The organism is Pseudomonas sp. B21128 (assembly GCF_044218865.1).
Taxonomy (GTDB): Bacteria; Pseudomonadota; Gammaproteobacteria; order Pseudomonadales; family Pseudomonadaceae; genus Aquipseudomonas; species Aquipseudomonas iridis.
In genome coordinates this window covers 105,436-127,122 of the sequence record NZ_CP162590.1, presented here as the reverse complement: position 1 = coordinate 127,122, position 21,687 = coordinate 105,436, and the positions used below count along the sequence as shown (strand labels likewise).

The window sequence follows — 21,687 nt, the reverse complement described above, 5'->3', positions numbered from 1 at the left end:
CGTTTCAGGGTCGAAACATGAGAGCCAAACTCGCCACACTCCCGCTGTCCTATCGTCTGGCCGTTACCTCGCGGGTGCTGGCGGCGGTGTTCGGCGGCTATCTGGTGGCCGCGCTGGCCAGCGTCACCCTGACGATGTGGCTGCCATTGAGCCGCGCCGAAGCCGTAGTGACGGGCATGACCGTTTCCTTTCTGGTCTATCTGGTCGCGGTGCTTTGGTGTTTTGCCTGTCGTACGGCGTGGTCGGCATGGGTCGGTTTGCTGGTGCCGAGTGTGATTCTGGCGACCATTTCCGGCGCGGCGCGGGGGTTGGGTTTCGCATGAAAGAGGGTTTCCGCCAGGCCATGGCATGGCTGCACACCTGGACCGGGCTGGTATTCGGCTGGTTGCTGTTTGCGATTTTCCTGACCGGAACCCTGGCTTACTTCAACGACGAAACCAGCCACTGGATGCAGCCGGAAATTCCCGCACGGCCGATCAATGCCGAGGCGAGCCTGACGCTGGCGCAGGATTACCTGCAGCAACACGCGGCCGGCGCCACGCGTTGGCTGATCGACTTGCCCAATGCCCGCGATCCCGGCCTGACCGTGCGTTGGCAACAGGCGCCAGCCAAACCCGGTGAGCGTGGCCGGTTCGAATCGAAAACCCTCGACGCGCAAACCGGTGCCCAGGTGCAGGGGCGCGAAAGCATGGGCGGCGAGTTCTTCTACCGCTTCCATTTTCAGCTGCAAATGCCTTATCCGTGGGGCCGCTGGCTGGCGACGATTGCCGCCATGGTGATGTTCGTCGCGCTGATCACCGGGATCATCACCCACAAAAAAATCTTCAAGGACTTCTTCACGTTCCGCCCGCGCAAAGGCCAGCGTTCCTGGCTCGACGGGCATAACGCCGTGGGCGTTCTGGTGCTGCCGTTTCACTTGATGATCACCTACAGCAGTCTGGTGATTTTCATGTCGATGGTCATGCCGGCGAGCATTCTGGCGTCCTATGGTGGCGACGCGCGCAAGTTTTACGATGAGGTTTTTCCGGCCTCGAAAGCGCCGGAACGGGCCAACATTCCTGCCGCACTGGCTCCGATGGCACCACTGCTGGCCAAGGCCAGCGAGCAATGGTCGGGTGGCACCACCGCACGACTGTCCGTGAGCAATCCGGGCGATGCAAATGCCACGGTGGTACTGGCCCGTGCGGGCGACCGTGTGGTTCATGATTTCGGCAGCGCGGTGACCTTCAACGGCGTCACCGGGCAGATGCTCGGCAGTTCAGCCAATCAGCCTGTGGCGATGGCTGTGAGTGGCGCGTTCTACGGTCTGCACATGGGCCATTTCGCCGGGCCGGTATTGCGCTGGCTGTATTTCATCTGTGGTCTGGCCGGTACGGCGATGATCGGCACCGGGCTGGTGATCTGGCTCGGCAAGCGTCAGCTCAAACATGCCAAGAGCGGCGTCATGCCGTTCGAATTGCGCCTGGTGGAAGTGCTGAACATTGCCAGCATGGCCGGGTTGGTGACGGCGGTGGCGGTGTTCTTCCTGGCCAATCGGCTGTTGCCCGTGAGTCTGGCCGGGCGTGCCGATTGGGAAGTGAATGCATTCTTTATCGCCTGGGGTTTGAGCGTCGTGCATGCGCTGTTGCGCCCGGGACGCAAAGCCTGGGTTGAACAGCTGGCGTTGGGCGCCTTGCTGTTTATCGCGTTGCCCTTGATCAATGCGCTGACCACGCCGTGGAACCTTGGCGTGACGCTGGCGCAGGGCGATTGGGTGCTCGCCGGTTTCGACCTGACCTGTCTGGGAACAGGTGTTTTTCTGGCGTGGGCCGCGTGGAAAATGCAGCGCGTCGGCAACACCGTCAGCGTGAAAAAAGCTCGTCGCGAAATGCCTCGGGCCGTCACGCTCGAGCAAGGGACAAACTGATGCTGCTGGCGCTTTTACTGTGCTACGCCGGGTTCACGGCATTGTGTCTGTCGATGCCTCGGCACCACGATGAATTGCTCGGGCATAAACCGTCGACGCGACGGGGGCAGGCCCTGAAGCTGGCGGGGTGGTTGCTGCTGGGTTTGTCACTTTGGGCGGCGGTCACAGGCAACGGCTGGAGTTTGGGCCTGGTCGACTGGTTCGCGGTGCTGATGCTCAGCGCCCTGGCGTTGGTGCTGTTGCTGCCGTATCGCCCGCGCCTGGCTTTGGCGCTGGCCGGTATGAGTCTGTTGGCCAGTCCGGTCGCAGCCTGGGCGCCGTGCTGACGTGCTGATCGGTCATCCCCCGGAATCGCGCGACGACGAGCCGCGTGGCGCACGTGCGCATTTTCTTCAGGTGTTCCTGTCCCAGCGTTCACAGATGGAAGCGCTGGTGAGCCGCCGCGTTGGCTGCCGGGCGACGGCGGCGGATCTGGTGCAGGATCTGTTTTTACGTTTCTGGCGCCGGCCGCTGGTACAGGTCGAAGAGCTCAGCACCTACCTGTTGCGCTGCGCCGGCAACATCGCCATCGACCATTTGCGCAGTGAAGGCACGCGGGTGCGCGTCAACGAAGGCTGGCAACCCGACGAGCCGGATAGCCACGGGAGCGAACCACAAGCGGCGCTCGAAGCCGGTAATGATCTGCGCCATGTCGAAGCGGCGTTGCGCGCCTTGCCCGAACGCACCCGGCAGATCTTTTTGCTCAATCGAATACACGGCCGCAAGTACGCGGACATCGCCAAAGCCATGGGCCTGTCCCAAAGCGCCGTGGAAAAACATATGATGCGCGCCCTCGAGGCCTGCAAGGCCAGCCTGCGCGAACCCGCGCCACGCACGCCAGGGAAAGCACCGTGAAGCACACCGACTGCGTCACTCCGACGCCCGCCCAGGAACAGGCTGCTTTTGCCTGGCTGAGCCTGTTGCATGATCGGCCCAGCGCAGGGGATCAACTCACGTTCAGCCAATGGCTGCGCGCCGACCCCGCCCATGCCGAGGCTTACGCCCAGGCGCAGGTAATCTGGGAATTGAGTGAAGGCCCGGCGAAAACGTTGGCCGATGAAGAGGCTTTCGCGCTGCAAGGCTATCTCAACGCCATGGATCGCCCGCGTCGCTCGCCGCTCTTGCGCTGGTCCGGCGGGTTGGCGATGGCCGCGTGTCTGTTGTTGATGATCAGCCTCGGAACGGGCTGGCAACCGCAGCGTTGGCTGGATGATCTCAATGCCGACTATGTTTCTGCGCCGGGCGAAGTCCGCACCATAACCCTCGCCGATCAATCGCAGGTGACGCTGGACGCCGACAGTGCCATTGCCGTGGATTTCAGCCAGGGCAAGCGCCATGTGCAGTTGCGTCGCGGCGCCGGGTTTTTCAGCGTCACGCACACGGGCGATCCATTTGTGGTCGAGGCCGAGAAGGGCCAGGCGCGGGTGCTTGGGACGCAATTCGAAGTGCGTCTGCAACCCCATGGGGCGCAGGTGACGGTGTTGTCCGGGCGCGTCGGCGTGACGGCCGATCAAGGGGGCGAGCAACAAATTCTCACCGCCGGCCAGCAAGTGGCTTATGGTGACGGGGCTGCGGAAAAACTGCATGCGGTTGACAGCGAGGCGCAACTGGCCTGGCGCCAAGGCTGGCTGACTTACTACAAATCGACGCTGGCGGACGTGGTGCAGGATCTTCGCCGCTATTACCCGGGGCGGATCGTCTTGCTCAACGATGAGCTGGCGGCGCGCAGGGTCAGCGGCAGTTTTCCGAGCAAGGATCCGCAGGCAGTGCTCAATTCCCTGCAGGGAGTCTTGGGGTTTGAGCAGCATCGGGTGTTAGAGCAGATGATTATTTTGCGCTGACGTTGCCGGCCTCTTCGCGAGCAGGCGTCAGACCAGACAACACATCTCTCGAAAAATAATTTCAGAAATAGAGTGAGGTAAACCCGAGCCCCATCCGTGTAGTGACTGAAACTGCGAGTCATTCGCATCCGTTGCGGTTCTACACAGGTCATTGAGCAATGAAGTCCAGGGCAAAATCGGGTTCGGTCAAACAATGGTTGGGCGTTTCGGCATTAACTTTTTCGGCGTTGGCGCTGTTGCCGATGGGCGTCGCGCTCGCCGCTGAAACCGTCAACAGCCAGGCGCAAAAGCAATTCAATTTTGCATTGGTTGCCAAGCCGTTGCCGCAAGCCCTGAGCGACTTCAGCCGCGTCACCGGTCAAAGCGTGGTCTACACCGATGAAGCGCCGTACGGCCTCACGGCGCCAGCCGTCAATGGGCAGATGAATGCAGAACAAGCGCTGCAACGCCTGCTTGCTGGTTCCGGCCTGAGCTTTCGCCGCACCGACAGTCACACCCTGGCACTTGAGCCGCAGCCCACCGAAGGCGCGCTGAATCTGGGCGCCACCACCATCACCTCGATGCGTGATGAGTCGACGAGTTATCAGCCGTTACCAACCAGCTCGGTGATGCGCTCCTCGGCCTCGCTTCAGGAAATCCCGCAGACCGTCAATGTCATCCCGGCGCAGGTCATTCGCGATCAGTCGCCACGCAATCTCGACGACGCGCTGGCTAACGTCAGCGGCATCACCCAAGGCAACACGCTGGGCAGCACCCAGGATTCGGTGATGACCCGCGGCTTCGGTGATAACCGCAACGGCTCGATCATGCGCGACGGCATGCCGATCGTGCAGGGGCGTGGCATGAACGCCACGGTCGATCGCGTCGAAGTGCTCAAAGGCCCGGCTTCTTTGTTGTACGGTATTCAGGATCCGGGCGGCGTGGTCAATCTGGTCAGCAAGAAACCTGAACTGACGCAATACAATGCGTTGACCTACACCGGGTCGACCTACGGCGACGGCAAGAACGGCAGCGGCGGCACCTTCGACAGCACGGGCGCACTGGGCGATTCCGGGCTGGCCTATCGCATGGTGGTGGATCATGTCGACGAAGATTACTGGCGCAATTTCGGCACTCATCGGGAAACGTTGATCGCCCCTTCGCTGGCCTGGTATGGCGAACGTACCCAGCTGTTATTCGCTTATGAACATCGCGAGTTTCTCACCCCGTTCGACCGTGGCACGCTGATCGATCCGCGCACCAATCACCCGTTGGACATCTCGCGCAAGCAGCGTCTCGACGAGCCGTTCAACGACATGGAAGGGCGTTCGGATCTGTATCACTTCGAAGCTGATCACGAACTCAACGACGACTGGAAAGCCCATTTCGGCTACAGCTGGAACCGCGAAACCTACGACGCCAGCCAGGTCCGCGTGACCAACATCGACTACAACAAAGGCACGCTGACCCGCAGCATGGACGGCACCCACGGCGCGATCAGCACCGACCGTTTTACCACCGCCAGCCTTGAAGGCAAAGTCAACGTGCTGGGCATGCAGCATGACCTGGTGTTCGGCGTCGATGACGAGTACCGCAAGATCTACCGCGCCGACCTGATCCGCCAGAAAAGCCTGAGCACCTTCAGCTACACCAACCCGGTGTATGGGCGTGAAGTCGAGGGCTCCACGGTCAGTGCCGCCGACAGCGCACAGACCGATGAACTGCGCAGCGACTCGGTCTTTTTGCAGGACTCCATCCACCTCAACGACCAGTGGATTCTGGTCGCCGGCGGACGTTTTCAGGAATACGACCAGTACGCCGGCAAAGGCGTGCCGTTCAAGGCCAACACCGACAGCAACGGGCAAAAGTGGGTGCCGCGCGCCGGTCTGGTGTATCGCTATACCGACGAGTTGTCGTTCTATGGCAGCTACACCGAATCGTTCAAACCCAACTCGACCATCGCCCCGCTGAGCGGCAGCAGCACCGTGCTCGACGGCAGCATCGCGCCGGAAGAAGCGAAGTCGTGGGAGCTGGGTGCGCGGCTGGACATGCCGGGGCGCATCACCGGCAATATCGCGCTGTTCGACATCAAGAAACGCAACGTGCTGGTGGCCAATTCCGAAGGCCCGACGACGATTTACAGCGCAGCGGGTGAAGTGCGCTCCCGCGGTCTGGAAGTAGACATGACCGGTCAGTTGAGCGACCGCTGGAGCATGATCGGCAGCTACGCCTACACCGATGCCGAAGTGACTGAAGACCCGGAATACAAGGGCAAGCGTTTGCAAAACGTGGCGAAGAACAGCGGCTCATTGTCGGCGGTGTATGACTTCGGCAGCGTGATCGGCGGCGATCAGTTGCGCGTTGGCGCCGGGGCGCGCTACGTCGGTGAGCGGGCGGGTAACGCGGTGAATGATTTCGATCTGCCGAGCTACACCGTGGCCGACGCTTTCGCCACTTACGACACCAAAATCGAAGGGCAGAAGGTCAAGTTCCAGCTCAACGTGAAGAACCTGTTCGACCGCACTTATTACACCTCGTCGGCGAGCCGGTTCTTTGTGTCGATGGGCGATTCGCGGCAGGTTTCGTTGTCGAGCACTTTGGAGTTCTGATCCGCAACCGCGTCATCGTTCATCGCTGGCTCGCCAGCTCCCACAAGGATCTGGGTCGAGCACATATTTCTTGAGCGACTGAAGACTTTGTGGGAGCTGGCTTGCCAGCGATGAGGCCCTGACAGGCAGCGAAAATCACTGATCTAACGCAAAAACGCCTGCCGATACTCCCCGGGCGTCCCACCTAAAACCTGCCTGAACCGATTGGTGAAATGACTCGCACTGGCAAACCCGCACACCAGGGCAATCTCCCCCAATGGCAACGCCGTCCCCCGCAACAACTCTCGCGCCCGGCTCAAGCGCCGGGCCAGCACGTATTGGTGCGGCGGCAGCCCGAAGCTCACGCGAAACATTCGCGCAAAGTGATATTCCGACAATGCACACAACCCGGCCAGTTGCCCCAGGCTGATCGGCTCGGCCAACTGACTGTCGATGAAGTCCACCAGTTGCCGGCGCTGGTGCGGTGCCAGCCCGCCCTTGAGGCGCAAACCCTGACGCGCACCGACCTGACTGAGCAAGGTATGGCTGATCAATTCATGGGCGATGCTGCTGATCAGCAAACGTTCGGCCGGCTCGTCCCAGTTCAGGTTCAGCAGTTGCCGAAAGCGCTGCGCTTGCTGCGGGTCTTCAAGAAAGGTCTGCTCGCGCAGTTGCATCTCGCGCGGCTCGCGATCGAGCAACGTCACGCAACCGAGGGCAAATTGTTCGGCGCTGAAATACAGGTGCGCCAGGCGGATATCGCCATTGATCACCCAGCCTGATTCGTGATCCGCCGGCAGGATGCACAGCTTGTCCGGCCCGCCCTTGTGGCCCGGCTGACCGCGACGAAACGTGCCAGTGCCACCGGCGATATAGCACGAGAGGGTGTGATGGCTCGGCGCTTCGTATTCCTGGGCGTCGTGGTGATTGGTCCACAGGGCCGCAGACAAACCGTCACCGAGCTCGGCGCTGTGCACAAGGCATGCGTTCGGCGAGCGGTTAAGTGCCTGGAAGACTTGCAGGTTTTCGATGGCGGCCATGATCGGTTCTCTTCAACGACTTGCATCCTACTCCGTCGCCTTCGCGCTGCCAGCCAGTCGGCCGACAAAAGCGCAAGTTTATGCAAGCGCGGTCTCCAGGCCGCAGCGGACACTGAAAATCAATTGAGGAGTGTCCATCATGAACCTGTCGTTGTATCTGCTGACCGTGCTGATCTGGGGCACCACCTGGATTGCCTTGAAATGGCAATTGGGCGTGGTGGAGATTCCAGTGTCGATCGTTTACCGCTTTGGCCTGGCCGCGCTGGTGCTGTTTGCGCTGTTGCTGCTCAGCCGACGGTTGCAACCGATGAACCGGCGCGGACACCTGATCTGCGTGGCGCAGGGAGTGTGTTTGTTCTGCGTCAACTTCATGTGCTTTTTGACCGCCAGCCAGTGGATTCCCAGCGGTCTGGTGGCGGTGGTGTTTTCCACCGCCACCTTATGGAATGCGCTCAATGCACGGGTGTTCTTCGATCAGCGCATTGCCCGCAATGTGCTGATGGGTGGGGGATTGGGGTTGTTCGGCCTGGGCCTGTTGTTCTGGCCGGAACTGGCCGGCCATCAGGCTACGCCGCAAACCTTGCTCGGTCTTGGCCTGGCACTGTGCGGTACGTTGTGTTTCTCGGCGGGTAACATGCTCTCGAGCCTGCAACAGAAGGCCGGGCTCAAACCGCTGACCACCAACGCCTGGGGCATGGCTTACGGTGCCGCGATGCTGTCGGTGTGGTGTCTGGTCAAAGGCATCCCGTTCGAAATGGACTGGAGCCCGCGATATGTCGGCGCGTTGTTGTACCTGGTGATCCCCGGCTCAGTGATCGGCTTCACCGCCTACCTGACGTTGGTCGGGCGAATGGGGCCTGAACGTGCAGCGTATTGCACAGTGCTGTTTCCGGTGGTGGCGTTGAACGTTTCGGCATTTGCCGAAGGTTATCAATGGACGTCGCCGGCGCTGGCGGGCCTGGTATTGGTGATGCTGGGCAATGTGCTGGTGTTTCGCAAACCACGCACATCCGTAGTGCCGAGCCAGGGCAAACTGGCCTGAAACCTGTGAGCGCTGCCCATTCAGCGCGCAACTTTTAGGGGGCGGTCAGGTTGCGAATCAGGTGTCTCGGGAGAATGAACGGGCGAGTGCTGCAGAGCCCTCGCCCTGTTTTTTATCCGCGCCAGACCTGCGGGTTGACCAGATCCTGCGGACGCTCGCCGAGCAGTGCGCTGCGCAGGTTGGCGAGGGCGCGATTGGCCATGGCTTCGCGGGTTTCATGGGTGGCCGAGCCGATGTGCGGCAAGGTCACGGCGTTTTTCAGCTGGAACAGTGGTGACTCGGCCAGCGGCTCTTTTTCGTAGACGTCGAGGCCGGCACCGCGGATGCGGTTGTTTTGCAGCGCCTCGATCAGTGCCGGTTCATCGACCACCGGGCCACGGGAAATGTTGACCAGAATCGCGCTCGGCTTCATCAGGGCCAGTTCACGATGGCTGATCAGGTGGCGGGTCTTGTCACTGAGTGGCACTACCAGGCAGACGAAGTCGGCTTCGGCCAGGAGTTGGTCGAGGCTGCGAAATTGAGCGCCGAGTTCCTGCTCAAGTTCAGTCTTGCGGCTGTTGCCGCTGTAGATGATCGGCATGTTGAAACCGAACCGACCCCGGCGGGCGACGGCGGCGCCGATGTTGCCCATGCCCACGATGCCGAGGGTTTTGCCGTGCACGTCACAGCCGAACAGCGGGGCGCCGACACTGGCTTGCCATTGGCCGGCCTTGGTCCAGGCGTCGAGTTCGGCGACGCGGCGGGCGCTGCTCATGATCAGGGTGAAGGCGAGGTCGGCGGTGCTTTCGGTGAGCACATCCGGGGTGTTGGTGAGCATGATCCCGCGTTCGTTGAAGTAGTCGAGGTCGTAGTTGTCGTAGCCGACCGACACGCTTGAGACCACTTCGAGTTTGGCGGCGGTTTCGAGTTGGGCCTTGCCGAGTTTGCGGCCGACGCCGATGAGGCCATGGGCGTGGGGCAGGGCTTCGTTGAATTGGGCGTTGATGTCACCGGCTTTCGGGTTGGGGACGATGACGTCGAACTCTTGTTGCAGGCGTTCGATCATTGGGGGGGTGATGCGGCTGAAGGCCAGGACTGTTTTTTTCATCGTTTTTGGCTCTTGTTCGGGCTTGATGCCAAGCACGCTAACATTTTTGTTTTGGGGTGTCTTGGCGGCCTCTGGGCCGACCAGGGTTTGGTGGGTGGGGTGAATATCCGGTTTGTTTGTGATGGCGGCTTGAGGTTTCGCCCTTACGGCGACTCACTTTTTTTACAAACGCCTAAAAAAAGTAAGCAAAAAAACGCTTGCTCCTACGTGCGGCCCGCTCGCTGGGGCTCGGGGTGCCTTCGCTCCGGGATCGATCCGGGGGCATCGCTTCCGGTTTGCTTCGCTGCACCTCCTTTCGATGTGTTTGGCTTCGCCAAACGGTCGCTGCGCTCCCATCCCCGGATCAATCCCTCCGCTCAGCCTTCCGACGTCGCCCGTGGATCAAGATCAAGAGCTGCAGCCGAGCTAACGCTCATCCTGTTGAGTGGGGCGGCATTCGCCGCGTGCGGGGTGTCCTTGCCTCCTTTCTAGGAGCTGCCGAAGGCTGCGATCTTTTGATCTTGCTGTTGCTTTTGTGTGGAGCTGGCCTGCCAGCGATGGCGGCCTGACAGCCGACCGGTCTTTGGCGAATGTACTCCTTTCAAATGTGGGAGCTGGCTTGCCAGCGATGGCGGCCTGATAGCCGACCGGTCTTTGGCGGGTGTGCTCATTTCAAATGTGGGAGTTGGCCTGCCAGCGATGGCGGCCTGACAGCCGACCGGTCTTTGGCGGGTGTACTCCTTTCAAATGTGGGAGCTGGCTTGCCAGCGATGGCGGCCTGACAGCCGATCGATTTTTAGCAGGTTGTATGCGATTCACATTGTAGGAGTGAGCCTGCAATCGCGAGCAGGCTCACTCCTGCAAGGGGTCAGCTGTGTGGCGCGGGTTGGGGTATGTCGACGTTATCCAGGACGCGATTCACCGCCAGTTCCGCCAGCATGATGATCTGCTGAATCGCCAGTATCGTCCGGCGCTGCGGAAGGTCGACGTACGCAGCAATGTCACTGCTCATGAGGCTGGCTTGTGCCAGTGATTCGCAGGCGTGGACCAGTAGGCTTTCGTTGTCTTGATCGGGCGCGACCTGGAACATGGTGCTGGGTTTGTGGAAGCGCAGGGTCAGGGCATTGGGTTTGAGGTAGTGGTCGAGGGCGCGCTCGGCGGCTTCGTGGAATTTCTTCGAATCGGGGGATTCGTAGGGGGAGGTGTTGTCGATTTCTGGTGGGTTTGGTGTCGGCTTTTTCAAGGTGAAACTCCATTCGGGATGTGGAGTTCGCCAGACGCTGCGACCAAGCAGAAGGGTGGCGAACCGTACGCGGGTTGGTCGACCAGGGAATGGAAACCCGGCAGGGCCGAGGCCCTCCCACGCACAGCTCGCCATTAAGCAAGCTTGAAAAGTGCGCCATTCTAAACCCGGACGACCAAGTCCGGTCGCTGATTCGTCAGCGACACCCAAAGCCTATCCACCGCACTTCCGACGGACAACCTTCAAAACCTGTCGGAAACTTCCGCGAAAACCCAGAAATGTAGGAGCTGCCGTAGGCTGCGATCTTTTGATTTTTAAACATCAAGGTCAAAAGATCGCAGCCTTCGGCAGCTCCTACAGGTTTCACGGTGTGTTGAAAATCAGTTGGCGACTCGGGCTCCGGCGAGGCTGCCGCTGAGTTCGTAGGCGGCCAGTTCCGCCTGATGCGCTGCGAGAATTTCCGGCAGCGAGCCGCGCAGGTACTCGACCCACGTTTTGATCTTCGCATCCAGGTATTGGCGCGACGGGTAGATCGCGTACAGGTTCAGTTCCTGCGAGCGGTAGTTCGGCATCACCCGCACCAGCGTGCCGTTGCGCAGGCCTTCGATGGCGGCGTACACCGGCAGGACGCCGACGCCCATGCCGCTGATGATTGCGGTTTTCATCGCGTCAGCGGAGTTCACCAGGAATGGCGAGCTGTTGATGGTGACCATCTCCTGACCTTCCGGGCCATCGAATGCCCATTTCTCCAGCGGGATCACCGGGCTGACCAGGCGCAGACAGGCGTGGTTGAGCAGGTCGCTGGGCTTTTGCGCGCAGCCGTTGGCTTTCACGTAGGCCGGCGAGGCGCAAACGATGCTGTAGGTGATGCCCAGACGCTGCGAGACGAAGCCCGAATCCGGCAGTTCGCGCGCCAGGACGATGGAGACGTCGTAGCCTTCATCGAGCAGGTCTGGCACGCGGTTGGCCATGGTCAGGTCGAAAGTCACGTCGGGGTGTGTCTTGCGATAGCGGGCGATGGCGTCGATGACGAAGTGCTGGCCGATGCCGGTCATGGTGTGCACTTTCAGCTGTCCGGCCGGACGGGCGTGGGCTTGGCTGGCTTCTGCCTCCGCTTCTTCGACGTAGGCGAGAATCTGTTCGCAGCGCAGCAGATAACGCTTGCCGGCCTCGGTCAGGGCGATGCGCCGGGTCGTGCGGTTGAGCAGTCGGGTTTGCAGGTGGGCTTCCAGGTTGGAGACCGCGCGCGAAACGTTGGCGGTGGTGGTGTCGAGTTGCACGGCGGCGGCGGTGAAGCTGCCGGCTTCGGCCACGCAACTGAAGGCGCGCATGTTTTGCAAAGTGTCCATGGGGTGCTCTCAAGGGAGATGGCAAATTGTGACACGAAGTTTCGGGGTCGAAACCCCCGACCAAGGGATTATCTCGTTAACGGTAACAAAGATTCACAGGATTCCCAGCTTATCGTGGTCAAGGCGCCCACCTAGAATTGCGCCGTTCCCTGTAGGAGCTGCCGCCGGTTGCGCTCTTTTGATTTTGTTTTAAGGGATCAAGATCAAAAGATCGCAACCGGCAGCTCCTAGACGGAGACAAGCCCTCGTTTTATCCCCTTCTCAGGAATTCGCAGCTGTGCCGCGTCGCATCAACAGAGCGCTTTTGCCGCTCAGTGTTCTGGCTTTCGCCCTGGGTCTCAGCGGCTGCTTATCAACCGAAGGTATTTCCCCGCAGGGCAAGGCACTGCAAGCCAATGCACTGGCCACCGACGACGCCATCGCCCACGCCGCCCGTGACGCCAATTGGCCCACCGCACAATGGTGGCAAGCCTACGGCGACCCGCAACTGAACCGCTGGATCGACCTCGCCATCCAAGGCAGCCCGAGCATGGCCATGGCCGCCGCGCGGGTGCGTCAGGCCAAAGCCATGGCCGGTGTCGCTGAAGCGGCCGAGTCGTTGCAGATCAATGGCGAGTCGACCCTCAAGCGCCACAACTGGCCGACTGATCAGTTCTACGGCCCGGGCGAGCTGGCCAATACCACCACTTGGGACAACAACGCCGCGCTGGGTTTCAGCTACGCCCTCGACCTCTGGGGCCGCGAAAGCAATACCAGCGAACGGGCGCTGGATCTGGCGCACATGAGCGTTGCCGAGGCGCGGTTGGCGCAGTTGGAGTTGCAGAACAACATCGTGCGCGCCTACATCGCGCTGTCGCTGCATTACGCCCAGCGCGACATCGTCGCGGCCACGCTTGCGCAGCAACAGCAGATTCTCGATCTGGCGCAAAAGCGTCTGGACGGCGGGATCGGCACGCATTTTGAAGTCAGCCAGGCGCAAACGCCTTTGCCGGAGACCCATCGGCAACTCGATGCGCTGGACGAAGAGATCGCCCTCAGTCGCAATCAGCTCGCCGCACTGGCAGGCAAAGGGCCGGGGGCGGGTGCGCAATTGCAGCGGCCGACGCTGTCCCTTGGTGCGGCGCTGAAGCTGCCTTCGGCACTGCCCGCGCAATTGCTCGGTCAGCGTCCGGATGTGGTCGCCAGCCGCTGGCAAGTGGCGGCGCAGGCGCGTGGCATCGAAGTGGCGCACGCCGGTTTTTATCCCAACGTCGACCTGGTCGGCAGCCTCGGTTTCATGGCCACTGGCGGTGGGGCGCTGGAGGTTTTGACCGGCAAGAAACTCAATTACAACGTGGGCCCGGCAATCTCGTTACCGATTTTCGATGGCGGGCGACTGCGTGCCGAACTGGGTGAAGCGTCGGCCGGTTATGACATCGCTGTGGCGCATTACAACCAGACACTGGTGAATGCGCTCAAGAATATTTCCGACCAGTTGATTCGCCGTGAGTCGATGGACAAGCAGCAAGGGTTCGCCGCCGAATCCGTGGCCACCGCGCAGAAGACTTACGACATCGCGATGATCGCTTATCAGCGCGGCCTCACCGATTACCTCAACGTGCTCAACGCACAAACGTTGCTGTTCAAACAGCAGCAAGTGCAACAGCAGGTGCAGGCGGCGCGCTTGAGTGCGCATGCGCAGTTGGTGACGGCGCTGGGGGGGGGGCTGGGTGCGGGGAATGACGTGCCGAGTGCCGAAAAAACCCAAGCCCCGAAAACCCCGGCTCTCCTGCATTGAACACACGACCCAATGTGGGAGCGAGCCTGCTCGCGAAAGCGGTTTATCAGTCGACATCAACGTTGAATATAAAAACGCATTCGCGAGCAAGCTCGCTCCCACAGGTTCTGCGACCAGACCGAATCTCATTGAGCACATTTGAATGACTTCCTTGCCTGCACCCCTGCGCTGGCTCTACTCCCTGGAATGGCGCCGCGGTTTTTTTGACTGGGCGCGCAGCGATGGCGTGACCTGGGTCTACATCTTCAAGGTGTTGCTCGCCGCGTTCCTGACCCTGTGGCTGGCCATGCGTCTGGAATTGCCACAACCGCGCACGGCGATGATCACCGTGTTCATCGTCATGCAGCCGCAAAGCGGGCAGGTGTTCGCCAAGAGTTTCTATCGCTTTCTGGGCACGCTGGCCGGCTCGGCGATGATGGTCACGTTGATCGCGCTGTTTGCGCAGAACACCGAACTGTTCCTCGGCTCGCTGGCGATCTGGGTCGGCCTCTGCTCGGCGGGCGCCGCGCGTTGCCGTAACTTCCGCGCCTATGGGTTCGTGCTGGCGGGTTACACCGCCGCAATGGTCGGGTTGCCGGCGCTGGCGCACCCCGACGGCGCGTTTATGGCCGCTGTGTGGCGGGTTTTGGAGATCTCACTGGGGATTCTCTGCGCCACCGTGGTCAGCGCCGCGATCCTGCCGCAAACCGCCAGCGCGGCGATGCGCAACGCGCTGTATCAGCGTTTCGGCGTATTCGCGCTGTTCGTCACCGATGGCTTGCGCGGGCGTAGCAAAACCGAATCCTTTGAGGCGACCAACGTACGCTTCATTGCCGAAGCGGTGGGGCTGGAAGGGCTGCGCAGCGTGACCGTGTTCGAAGACCCGCACATGCGCCGGCGCAATGGTCGCCTCAGCCGTTTGAACAGTGAGTTCATGGGCATCACCACGCGCTTCAACGCCCTGCACCAGTTGCTTGAACGCTTGCGCGGCAATGGCGAGGAGCACGTCGTGGCGGCAATCAGGCCGGGTCTGCAGGACCTGGCCGAAGTGCTCGACAGCTTCAGCGGTCGTGCCCTGACCAGTCCCGATGCCGCACGCCTGGCGATGGCGCTTGCGACCTACAAAGAAGGCCTGCCAGCGCGGGTGCGCAGTCTGCGCGCGGCCTTTGAGGAGAGTGAGCCGAGCGACGCCGAGCAACTGGATTTTCACACCGCATACGAGCTGCTCTATCGCTTCGTCGATGACCTGCACAGTTATGCACAGACCCACGCGTCCTTGGCCGATCACCGTCACGAACGCGAGCGTTGGGACGAGCCGTTCACCCCGCAAACCAACTGGTGGGCAGCGGCTGCTTCGGGGATTCGTGCCTCGTTCATCCTGATCGTGCTGGGCAGTTATTGGGTGGCCACCGCGTGGCCGAGCGGCGCGACCATGACCTTGATTGCCGCCGCCACGGTGGGCTTGTCCGCCGCCACGCCGAACCCAAAACGCATGGCATTCCAGATGGCGTGCGGCACGTTCCTCGGCGCGCTGATCGGCTTCTTCGAGATGTTTTTCATCTTCCCGTGGATCGACGGTTTTCCATTGCTGTGCGTGATGCTCGCGCCGGTGATCGTGCTCGGCTCGTTCCTTACGTCGCGGCCGCAATACGCCGGTGTCGGTCTCGGTTTGCTGATCTTCTTCAGCACCGGTTCCGTGCCGGACAACCTGACGGTCTACAACCCGTACACCTTCATCAATGACTACATCGCCATGGTCATCGGCATGCTGGTCTGCGCGGCTGCCGGGGCAATTATTCTGCCGCCGAACAGCCGCTGGTTGTGGCAACGGCTGGAGCAGGATCTGCGCGGGCAAGTGGTCTATGCCATCAGCGGCAAACTCAAAGGGCTGGCGTCGAGTTTCGAGAGCCGCACCCGCGATCTGCTGCATCAGGCCTACGGTCTGGCGGCCGGTGAGCCGAAGGTGCAAAAGAGTCTGCTGCGCTGGATGTTCGTGGTGCTTGAAGTCGGCCACGCGATCATCGAGTTGCGCAAGGAACAGGCGATTCTGCCGGTGCATCCGGCGTATGCCGAGTCGCAGCCGTGGCGTCAGGCAATCCGTGTTATGGGGCGTGCACTGGTGCGTCTGTTTCTGCACCCCAACGCCAGCAATCTGGAGCGCGCACTGGTCGCGGTCGACCACGCGATCAGTCGTGTCGCAGCCACCGATGAACCGTTCGCGCCGCACTTCGATACCTCGGCGTTGCGTCGGGTGAAGAGCTATCTGCACTTTATCCGCACGTCCTTGCTCGACCCGCAATCACCGCTTGCCGCGTTCGCGCCCGCCAAGCCCGAAGGACTTGCCCATGCCTCGTGAAATCGCCTTCCACGGCGTGTACATGCCGACCATGACCTTGATGTTTTTCATCGCCGCGGCCTTGGCCTGGGCGGTGGACCGGTGCTTGTCGGGGTTCGATCTGTACCGCTTCTTCTGGCACCCGGCGCTGCTGCGCCTGAGTCTGTTTACCTGTCTGTTCGGCGCGATGGCGCTGACTGTCTACCGTTGAGAACGTTCTGATGAAAAAGTTTTTCAGCCTGCTCGCGACCCTGCTGGTGCTGGCCCTTGCGCTGTGGATCGGCCGGACCTTGTGGGTGCATTACATGGACACGCCGTGGACCCGCGACGGCCGGGTGCGTGCGGACATCATCAACGTTGCCGCCGACGTCACCGGTGAAGTGGTCAACGTGCCGGTGCGCGACAACCAATTGGTGAAGAAGGGCGATTTGCTCATGCAGATCGACCCGGAGCATTACCGCATCGCAGTGAAACAGGCGCAGTCGCTGGTCGCTTCACGCAAGTCGACATGGGAGATGCGCAAGGTCAACGCGCATCGTCGCGCCGACATGGATGCGCTGGTGATCTCCAGGGAGAACCGCGACGACGCCAGCAATATCGCAGACGCCGCACTCGCCGATTACCAACACGCGCAGGCGCAACTGGAAGCCGCCGAACTCAACCTCAAACGCACCGAAGTGCGCGCGGCGGTGGACGGCTACGTGACCAACCTCAACGTGCATCGCGGCGACTACGCGCGCATCGGCGAAGCGAAGATGGCCGTGGTCGACATGAATTCGTTCTGGGTCTACGGCTTCTTTGAAGAAACCAAACTGCCGCACGTGCGCGTCGGTGATAAGGCCGACATGCAACTGATGAGCGGCGAAGTGTTGAAGGGCCATGTGGAAAGCATTTCTCGCGGCATCTACGACCGCGACAACCCTGAAAGCCGCGAGCTGATTGCCGATGTGAATCCGACGTTCAATTGGGTCCGGTTAGCGCAGCGGGTGCCGGTGCGCATTCACATCGATGAAGTGCCGGACGGTGTGCTGTTGGCGGCGGGGATTACGTGTACGGTCGTGGTTAAGCAGGACGGTTTGGATAACTGACGCAGACTGAGCCGCGATGCGGACGCCTCGGTCCTGCAAGAAATGCCGAACGTCTAAACCCCGCAAAACGTCTCCTGCAAATGCACCCAGACCAGCCGCCCGGAATCGAGTTTTTCAAACACGACCGTCGAGCGCCGGTCCGTGTGCAAACCGCTCGCATCCGTCTGCTGTTCTCGGTAACTCACCGTCGCGCCACGGTCGTGCAACGCAATCGCGCGCAGTTCGCTGAGTTCAATCCTGAACCCGTTCTTCTTGCCTCCGGCCATTTGAAACAGTCCCCGCAAGGCTTCGAAATCAAGCACGCGACCCAGCGGCGTAATCATCGAAAACCGGGGTGAAAAGCGTGTCAGTAATCGCTCCAGAGCGGTCTCGTCCTCTGCCACGGCAAACCATCGTTCGATGGCCTCGTGCGCTTCGATCACTTCGGCAAAGTAGTCGGTGTGGTCAGTCATGTGGTTTTTTCCTGAAGGGCAGGTGAGTTCAGCAGCGCGAGGACTTTGCTCGCATCGAAACGCAGCACGGCGACCATCGGCAAGAGCGTGAGAAGCGCGGCGGCGAGAAAGCAGTATTTGAAACCGTTGGCGCCCAGGGCGCCCAGCAATGAACTGAGCAGCGCCGCGCCGAGGCAGAAACCGAGCTGGCGATTGATGTTCCAGAGGGCGCTGGAGTGGCCCATTTTTTCCGCGCTCATGCCGACAAACGCCAGGGTCTGCGCGGTGACGCTGCACAGGCTGCCACCCAGGCCCATCAAGGCATAGGCGAGGATCAACGGGCCGGCTGCGGGCTGTTCGATCTGCATCAGCATGACAATGCCCAGGCTTTGCAACAGCATGCCCGCGATCAGCAACGGCTTGGGACCGACCCGGTTGAAACGGCGTTTGCCGAGCATGATCGCCAGTCCCGAAGCCGCCGCCCAGGACAGCATCAGTGCACCGGTTTGCGCCGCACCGAAACCGAGGTCGTGCAGGTACAGCACGGCAAGCATGTTGGTGCCGGTAAAGATGCCTGGCACAAACAGGTAGATCAGCATGGCCAGACGCAATGACGGGTGCTTGATCAGTTGCAGGTCAAGCACCGCACCAGGTTTTCGCCAGCCATCGCGTATGTACACGCACAAGGTTAAGACGCTGAGCAGCAGCACGGCGCCAGCCAGGTGGCGGGTGGCGGTTGCGCTTGCCAGGCTTACGGCGATCAGCAACAGGCTCAGGGCCGACACGGCCAACAGCAGGCCGCGTGCGTCCAGTGTCGGTCGTTCGCGGGTGGGTTGGTCGGGCTTCAACCAGAGCAGGCCGAGCCCGAACGCCAGCAGCGCCATCGGCATGTTCAGGTAGAAAATCCAGCGCCACGACAGCGCTTCAACAATCAGTCCTCCGGCCGCCGGCGACAGGGCCGGCACCATCAGCGCCACCAGCAGCACCACACCGGTGAAGTGCGCGCGCTGCGTCGCAGGAAACTCTCGATAGGCCAAGGCCTGACCGACCGGCAGCAGCAATCCGCCCCCCAGCCCTTGCAGCAAGCGCCAGCCGATCAGGCTTTCAATCGACCCGGCCTGGGCTACCAGTCCGGACGCGATGGCGAACACCAGCAACGAGCCAAGGATCAGCCGGCGCTCGCCGACCCGTGCCGCCAGCCACACGCTCATCGGAATGATCAGCGTCAGCCCGAGCATGTAGGCGTTGGTGATCCACGCCAGTTGCGTCACCGACGCGTGCAACTGCCGGGCGATGTCCGGATAGGCAATGCTGGCGGCGAACATGTTGAGCAGGTCGAGGGCGAAACCCAGCAAATACACCAGCGCGACTTTTGAGCGATAGGCCATGGCGACTTTCCTGTGATGAGACGTGCAGGGTAGGGCCCTTCTGACGATAGGAAAACGCTGGTTTGGCTGCTAGTTTGTCAAAATAATTTTGACAAGGAGCGCCGTGAATATGGTCAGCCTGGACCGTTTTGACACCTTTAAAGCCGTGGTCGAGGCCGGGTCGCTGACCGCCGCCGCCGATACGCTTGGGCAGACGCGAGCGGTGGTGAGCTTCAACCTCAAACGGCTGGAAGAGGAGCTGGGTGTCACGTTGCTCACCCGAAACACCCGGCAACTGGCGCTGACCGATGCCGGCGAGCGCTTCTATCGGCGCTGTCTGCGCACACTGGATGAAGCGCGACTGGCGATCGAGGAGGCCCGTTCCGAGCACTCACAGCTAAAGGGCACGCTGCGTATCACCACCACCGTGGAATTTGCTCTGGCGCAGGTGGTGCCGGCGCTGGAAGTGTTTCGTCAGCAGCAGCCGCAATTGAATATTCATCTGTCGACCTCCTCGACCCACGCGGATCTGATCTCAGAACGTTTTGATCTGGCGATTCGCCTCGGGCGCATGCACGATTCCAATCTGCGCGCGGTGCAGTTGTCGACGTTCGAGGTGTTTGCAGTGGCGGCGCCGGCATTGGTCGAGCAGTTTGCTCCCGTCAGCACCCTGGCAGTGCTGGAGTCGATGCCGACACTGGGGCATGGGCGCGTACCGGAAATGACGGTCACCGACCCCGCCGGCAGCGAGCATTTCTATCAGCCAAAACCGGGGACGACCGCGATCGTTGCGGACAACTCGGCAACGCTGCGGGCATTTGCATTGACCGGGCAGGGCGTGGCCATTCTGCCGCAGTGGCTGATCCAGGAAGATCTCGACGCCGGACGGTTACAGCGCTTGTTGGCGGACTACCGTTTTGCCCAGCAAGGCGTGTACGCGCTGTACCCGGACACCCGGCATTTGCCGCTTAAAGTGCGGGCGTTCATTGATTTCATGAAGGGCTGGGGTTGAGATTTTTCGGTGATTGCTGCGGCCCCATCGCGAGCAAGCTCGCTCCCACAGGTTTTGCAGCGTTTTAGGTATTTGAGTACACCGGAAAAACCTGTGGGAGCGGGCTTGCCCGCGATGGGCTCAACCCGCTCTCAGAGTTGCCCACGCAAGCCGAACCGCTTCATCAATGCTGACTCCAGCAAACCTTTAGGCAGTAACGCCGCCAACAACGGCAACGCCCGGCTGCCATTGCCGATGCGGATCAGCCGTGGTGGTTTGCTTTGTTGCACAGCCTTCAGCAATTGCGCCGCAAATTCGCTGGCCGGCGTCGGCTTGTCCTGCGACGCCTTGGCCCGCGCGCGAATGCCTTCACGCAGGGGAAACCACGGTGACTGCTCGTTGATCAACTGCTCGGCCTCATGCCCGGCATTCTTTGCGAAACTCGACTGAATCGCCCCGGGCTGGACTTCCATCACGCGGATGCCGAACGGTGCCAGCTCCATACGCAACGCGTCGCTCAAGGCATGTACGGCAGCTTTCGAGGCACAGTAGGCGCCCGCGAATGGCGTGACCAGAACACCGGACACACTGCCAATATTCACGACAAGCCCTTTGCCCCGGCGCAGCACCGGAAACAGTGCGCGGGTGACCCCGACAATCGAGAACACGTTGGTTTCGAATTGACGCTGCATGGCGGGCACGCCGCCGTCGAGCAGCGGGCCCATCGCGCCGTAACCGGCGTTGTTGATCAGCACATCGAGGCCGCCGTGTTGCTGATTGATTCGCTCGCCAAGTTGCGCCAGTGCCGCGCCGTCATTGACGTCGAGCTGCACCGCAATAAACCCGGCTGACGTCAGCGCGGCGACATCTTCAGGCTTGCGCGCGGTGGCCCAGACTTCGTAACCGGCGTTTGTGAAAACATCCGCCAAGGCGCGGCCGATGCCGCTGGAACAACCGGTGATCAACGCAACAGGCATGGCGCGTTCCTTGTGCAAAACGGTGGGGAAGGGGATCAGTCGGAGAAGCTGCCCTGCAATCGCTCGGCGCGAAATTCCAGGGTTTGCGGGCGATAACCGGGCCGCAGCGGCGGCATCGGCACGCAATCTTCCCAACTGCCACCAGCCTGCAATTCGCCGGGGCCGCGATAGCGTGGCGCGGTGTATTGGTTATCGGCCAGATTGACGGTATCGCCCGGCGCATAAGCGCCGATGCGCCAGCGCAGTTCGGTCAGCGGGACGTCGTTGCCGTTGTTCATCTTCAGTTGCAGCGGTCGATCTGCCGGGCATTGTTCGGGTGCATAGCTGATGCGCAGTTCCAGACGTGCCAGTTGCTTGACCTCGCGGTTGTCCAGCCACACCACCCACATCGCCACCAGCGCGAGACCGACAGCCGCTGCGACCGAAACCGGTAGCGCCTTGGCGGGGTAGCGCAGCAACAGGATCAGCCAGGTGATGACCAGCAGGACGCCGATGAACATGTTTGAACGCTCCTTGAACTCTTGCGCACCATCCTACCTAAGGGACGCCCCAATAGACATTCGTTGCGCAAGCGAATGCACCGTTGGTCGGAACTGTAATTTCTGACAGTAGGCATTCATGCCGTCCGACTGCTGTGATGCCGACAGAC

The 21,687-nt window shown here is 61.3% G+C and carries 20 protein-coding genes and 1 pseudogene; 13 read left to right on the top strand and 8 right to left on the bottom strand.

Going from position 1 to position 21,687, the window contains the following annotated elements; genetic code table 11:
• Positions 1 to 17: 17 nt before the first annotated feature.
• The 6 genes from AB4P91_RS00575 (at position 18) to AB4P91_RS00550 (ending at position 6,374) form a co-directional block, all read left to right on the top strand.
• Complete coding sequence (locus AB4P91_RS00575; protein WP_150594991.1) at positions 18 to 323, top strand: DUF3649 domain-containing protein; 306 nt, start codon at positions 18 to 20, stop codon at positions 321 to 323.
• A complete protein-coding gene (locus AB4P91_RS00570; protein WP_395604097.1) occupies positions 320 to 1,906 on the top strand; it encodes a PepSY-associated TM helix domain-containing protein in 1,587 nt (528 codons plus the stop codon). The genes AB4P91_RS00575 and AB4P91_RS00570 overlap by 4 nt, the downstream gene beginning before the upstream one ends.
• Positions 1,906 to 2,232: a DUF3325 domain-containing protein gene (locus AB4P91_RS00565; RefSeq protein ID WP_150594989.1), complete on the top strand. Its 327-nt coding sequence runs from the start codon at positions 1,906 to 1,908 to the stop codon at positions 2,230 to 2,232. Before AB4P91_RS00570 ends, AB4P91_RS00565 begins: the two co-directional genes overlap by 1 nt.
• A gap of 1 nt (position 2,233) precedes the next feature.
• Entirely contained in the window at positions 2,234 to 2,800 is a 567-nt protein-coding gene (locus AB4P91_RS00560) for an RNA polymerase sigma factor (protein ID WP_150594988.1), read from the top strand.
• A complete protein-coding gene (locus tag AB4P91_RS00555; protein ID WP_395604096.1) occupies positions 2,797 to 3,786 on the top strand; it encodes a FecR family protein in 990 nt (329 codons plus the stop codon). Before AB4P91_RS00560 ends, AB4P91_RS00555 begins: the two co-directional genes overlap by 4 nt.
• A gap of 158 nt (positions 3,787 to 3,944) precedes the next feature.
• The gene (locus tag AB4P91_RS00550) at positions 3,945 to 6,374 is read left to right on the top strand and encodes a TonB-dependent siderophore receptor (protein WP_395604095.1); all 2,430 of its coding nucleotides are present in this window, start codon (positions 3,945 to 3,947) and stop codon (positions 6,372 to 6,374) included.
• A 143-nt stretch (positions 6,375 to 6,517) separates the two neighbouring features.
• Here the strand turns inward: AB4P91_RS00550 and AB4P91_RS00545 are convergent, their stop codons facing one another.
• On the bottom strand, positions 6,518 to 7,393 hold the full coding sequence (locus tag AB4P91_RS00545) for a helix-turn-helix domain-containing protein (RefSeq protein ID WP_395604094.1): 876 nt from the start codon (positions 7,391 to 7,393) through the stop codon (positions 6,518 to 6,520).
• Between the two features lie 139 nt (positions 7,394 to 7,532).
• On the opposite strand from AB4P91_RS00545, the gene AB4P91_RS00540 reads away from it, so the two are divergent.
• Positions 7,533 to 8,435, top strand: coding sequence for a DMT family transporter (locus AB4P91_RS00540; RefSeq protein ID WP_395604093.1), 903 nt, complete (start codon positions 7,533 to 7,535; stop codon positions 8,433 to 8,435).
• Between the two features lie 112 nt (positions 8,436 to 8,547).
• On the opposite strand, the gene AB4P91_RS00535 is transcribed toward AB4P91_RS00540, so the two are convergent.
• The 3 genes from AB4P91_RS00535 to AB4P91_RS00525 form a co-directional block, all read right to left on the bottom strand.
• The gene (locus tag AB4P91_RS00535) at positions 8,548 to 9,522 is read right to left on the bottom strand and encodes a 2-hydroxyacid dehydrogenase (protein ID WP_395604092.1); all 975 of its coding nucleotides are present in this window, start codon (positions 9,520 to 9,522) and stop codon (positions 8,548 to 8,550) included.
• An 847-nt stretch (positions 9,523 to 10,369) separates the two neighbouring features.
• Positions 10,370 to 10,744: a DUF6124 family protein gene (locus AB4P91_RS00530; protein ID WP_395604091.1), complete on the bottom strand. Its 375-nt coding sequence runs from the start codon at positions 10,742 to 10,744 to the stop codon at positions 10,370 to 10,372.
• 380 nt (positions 10,745 to 11,124) lie between these two features.
• Positions 11,125 to 12,093, bottom strand: coding sequence for a LysR family transcriptional regulator (locus tag AB4P91_RS00525; RefSeq protein ID WP_150594981.1), 969 nt, complete (start codon positions 12,091 to 12,093; stop codon positions 11,125 to 11,127).
• A 277-nt stretch (positions 12,094 to 12,370) separates the two neighbouring features.
• Here AB4P91_RS00525 and AB4P91_RS00520 point away from each other — a divergent pair, with 277 nt between their 5' ends.
• From AB4P91_RS00520 to AB4P91_RS00500, 5 genes and pseudogenes are all read left to right on the top strand, one after another.
• Positions 12,371 to 13,870: an efflux transporter outer membrane subunit gene (locus tag AB4P91_RS00520; protein WP_395604090.1), complete on the top strand. Its 1,500-nt coding sequence runs from the start codon at positions 12,371 to 12,373 to the stop codon at positions 13,868 to 13,870.
• Positions 13,867 to 13,986, top strand: a pseudogene (locus tag AB4P91_RS00515) (metal ABC transporter ATP-binding protein); the annotation flags it as partial. The gene AB4P91_RS00520 and the pseudogene AB4P91_RS00515, both read left to right, overlap by 4 nt.
• A 26-nt stretch (positions 13,987 to 14,012) precedes the next feature.
• Positions 14,013 to 16,205, top strand: a complete 2,193-nt coding sequence (locus tag AB4P91_RS00510; RefSeq protein WP_395604089.1) for an FUSC family protein — start codon at positions 14,013 to 14,015, stop codon at positions 16,203 to 16,205.
• On the top strand, positions 16,195 to 16,395 hold the full coding sequence (locus tag AB4P91_RS00505; RefSeq protein WP_395604088.1) for a DUF1656 domain-containing protein: 201 nt from the start codon (positions 16,195 to 16,197) through the stop codon (positions 16,393 to 16,395). The genes AB4P91_RS00510 and AB4P91_RS00505 overlap by 11 nt, the downstream gene beginning before the upstream one ends.
• 10 nt (positions 16,396 to 16,405) lie before the next feature.
• Positions 16,406 to 17,272 (top strand): efflux RND transporter periplasmic adaptor subunit, encoded by an 867-nt coding sequence (locus tag AB4P91_RS00500; RefSeq protein WP_395604087.1) that lies wholly within the window; start codon positions 16,406 to 16,408, stop codon positions 17,270 to 17,272.
• A 53-nt stretch (positions 17,273 to 17,325) separates the two neighbouring features.
• Here AB4P91_RS00500 and AB4P91_RS00495 read toward each other — a convergent pair whose 3' ends face one another.
• Positions 17,326 to 17,724 (bottom strand): DUF4440 domain-containing protein, encoded by a 399-nt coding sequence (locus AB4P91_RS00495; protein ID WP_047299819.1) that lies wholly within the window; start codon positions 17,722 to 17,724, stop codon positions 17,326 to 17,328.
• Positions 17,721 to 19,091: an MFS transporter gene (locus tag AB4P91_RS00490; protein WP_395604086.1), complete on the bottom strand. Its 1,371-nt coding sequence runs from the start codon at positions 19,089 to 19,091 to the stop codon at positions 17,721 to 17,723. The genes AB4P91_RS00495 and AB4P91_RS00490 overlap by 4 nt, the downstream gene beginning before the upstream one ends.
• A 109-nt stretch (positions 19,092 to 19,200) precedes the next feature.
• Between AB4P91_RS00490 and AB4P91_RS00485 the strand changes: the two genes are divergently transcribed.
• A complete protein-coding gene (locus tag AB4P91_RS00485) occupies positions 19,201 to 20,082 on the top strand; it encodes a LysR family transcriptional regulator (protein WP_042557743.1) in 882 nt (293 codons plus the stop codon).
• Positions 20,083 to 20,213: 131 nt separating this feature from the next.
• Here AB4P91_RS00485 and AB4P91_RS00480 read toward each other — a convergent pair whose 3' ends face one another.
• Positions 20,214 to 21,038, bottom strand: a complete 825-nt coding sequence (locus AB4P91_RS00480) for an SDR family oxidoreductase (protein ID WP_150594975.1) — start codon at positions 21,036 to 21,038, stop codon at positions 20,214 to 20,216.
• A 35-nt stretch (positions 21,039 to 21,073) separates the two neighbouring features.
• Positions 21,074 to 21,538, bottom strand: coding sequence for a multidrug transporter (locus AB4P91_RS00475; protein WP_395604085.1), 465 nt, complete (start codon positions 21,536 to 21,538; stop codon positions 21,074 to 21,076).
• Positions 21,539 to 21,687: the final 149 nt, after the last annotated feature.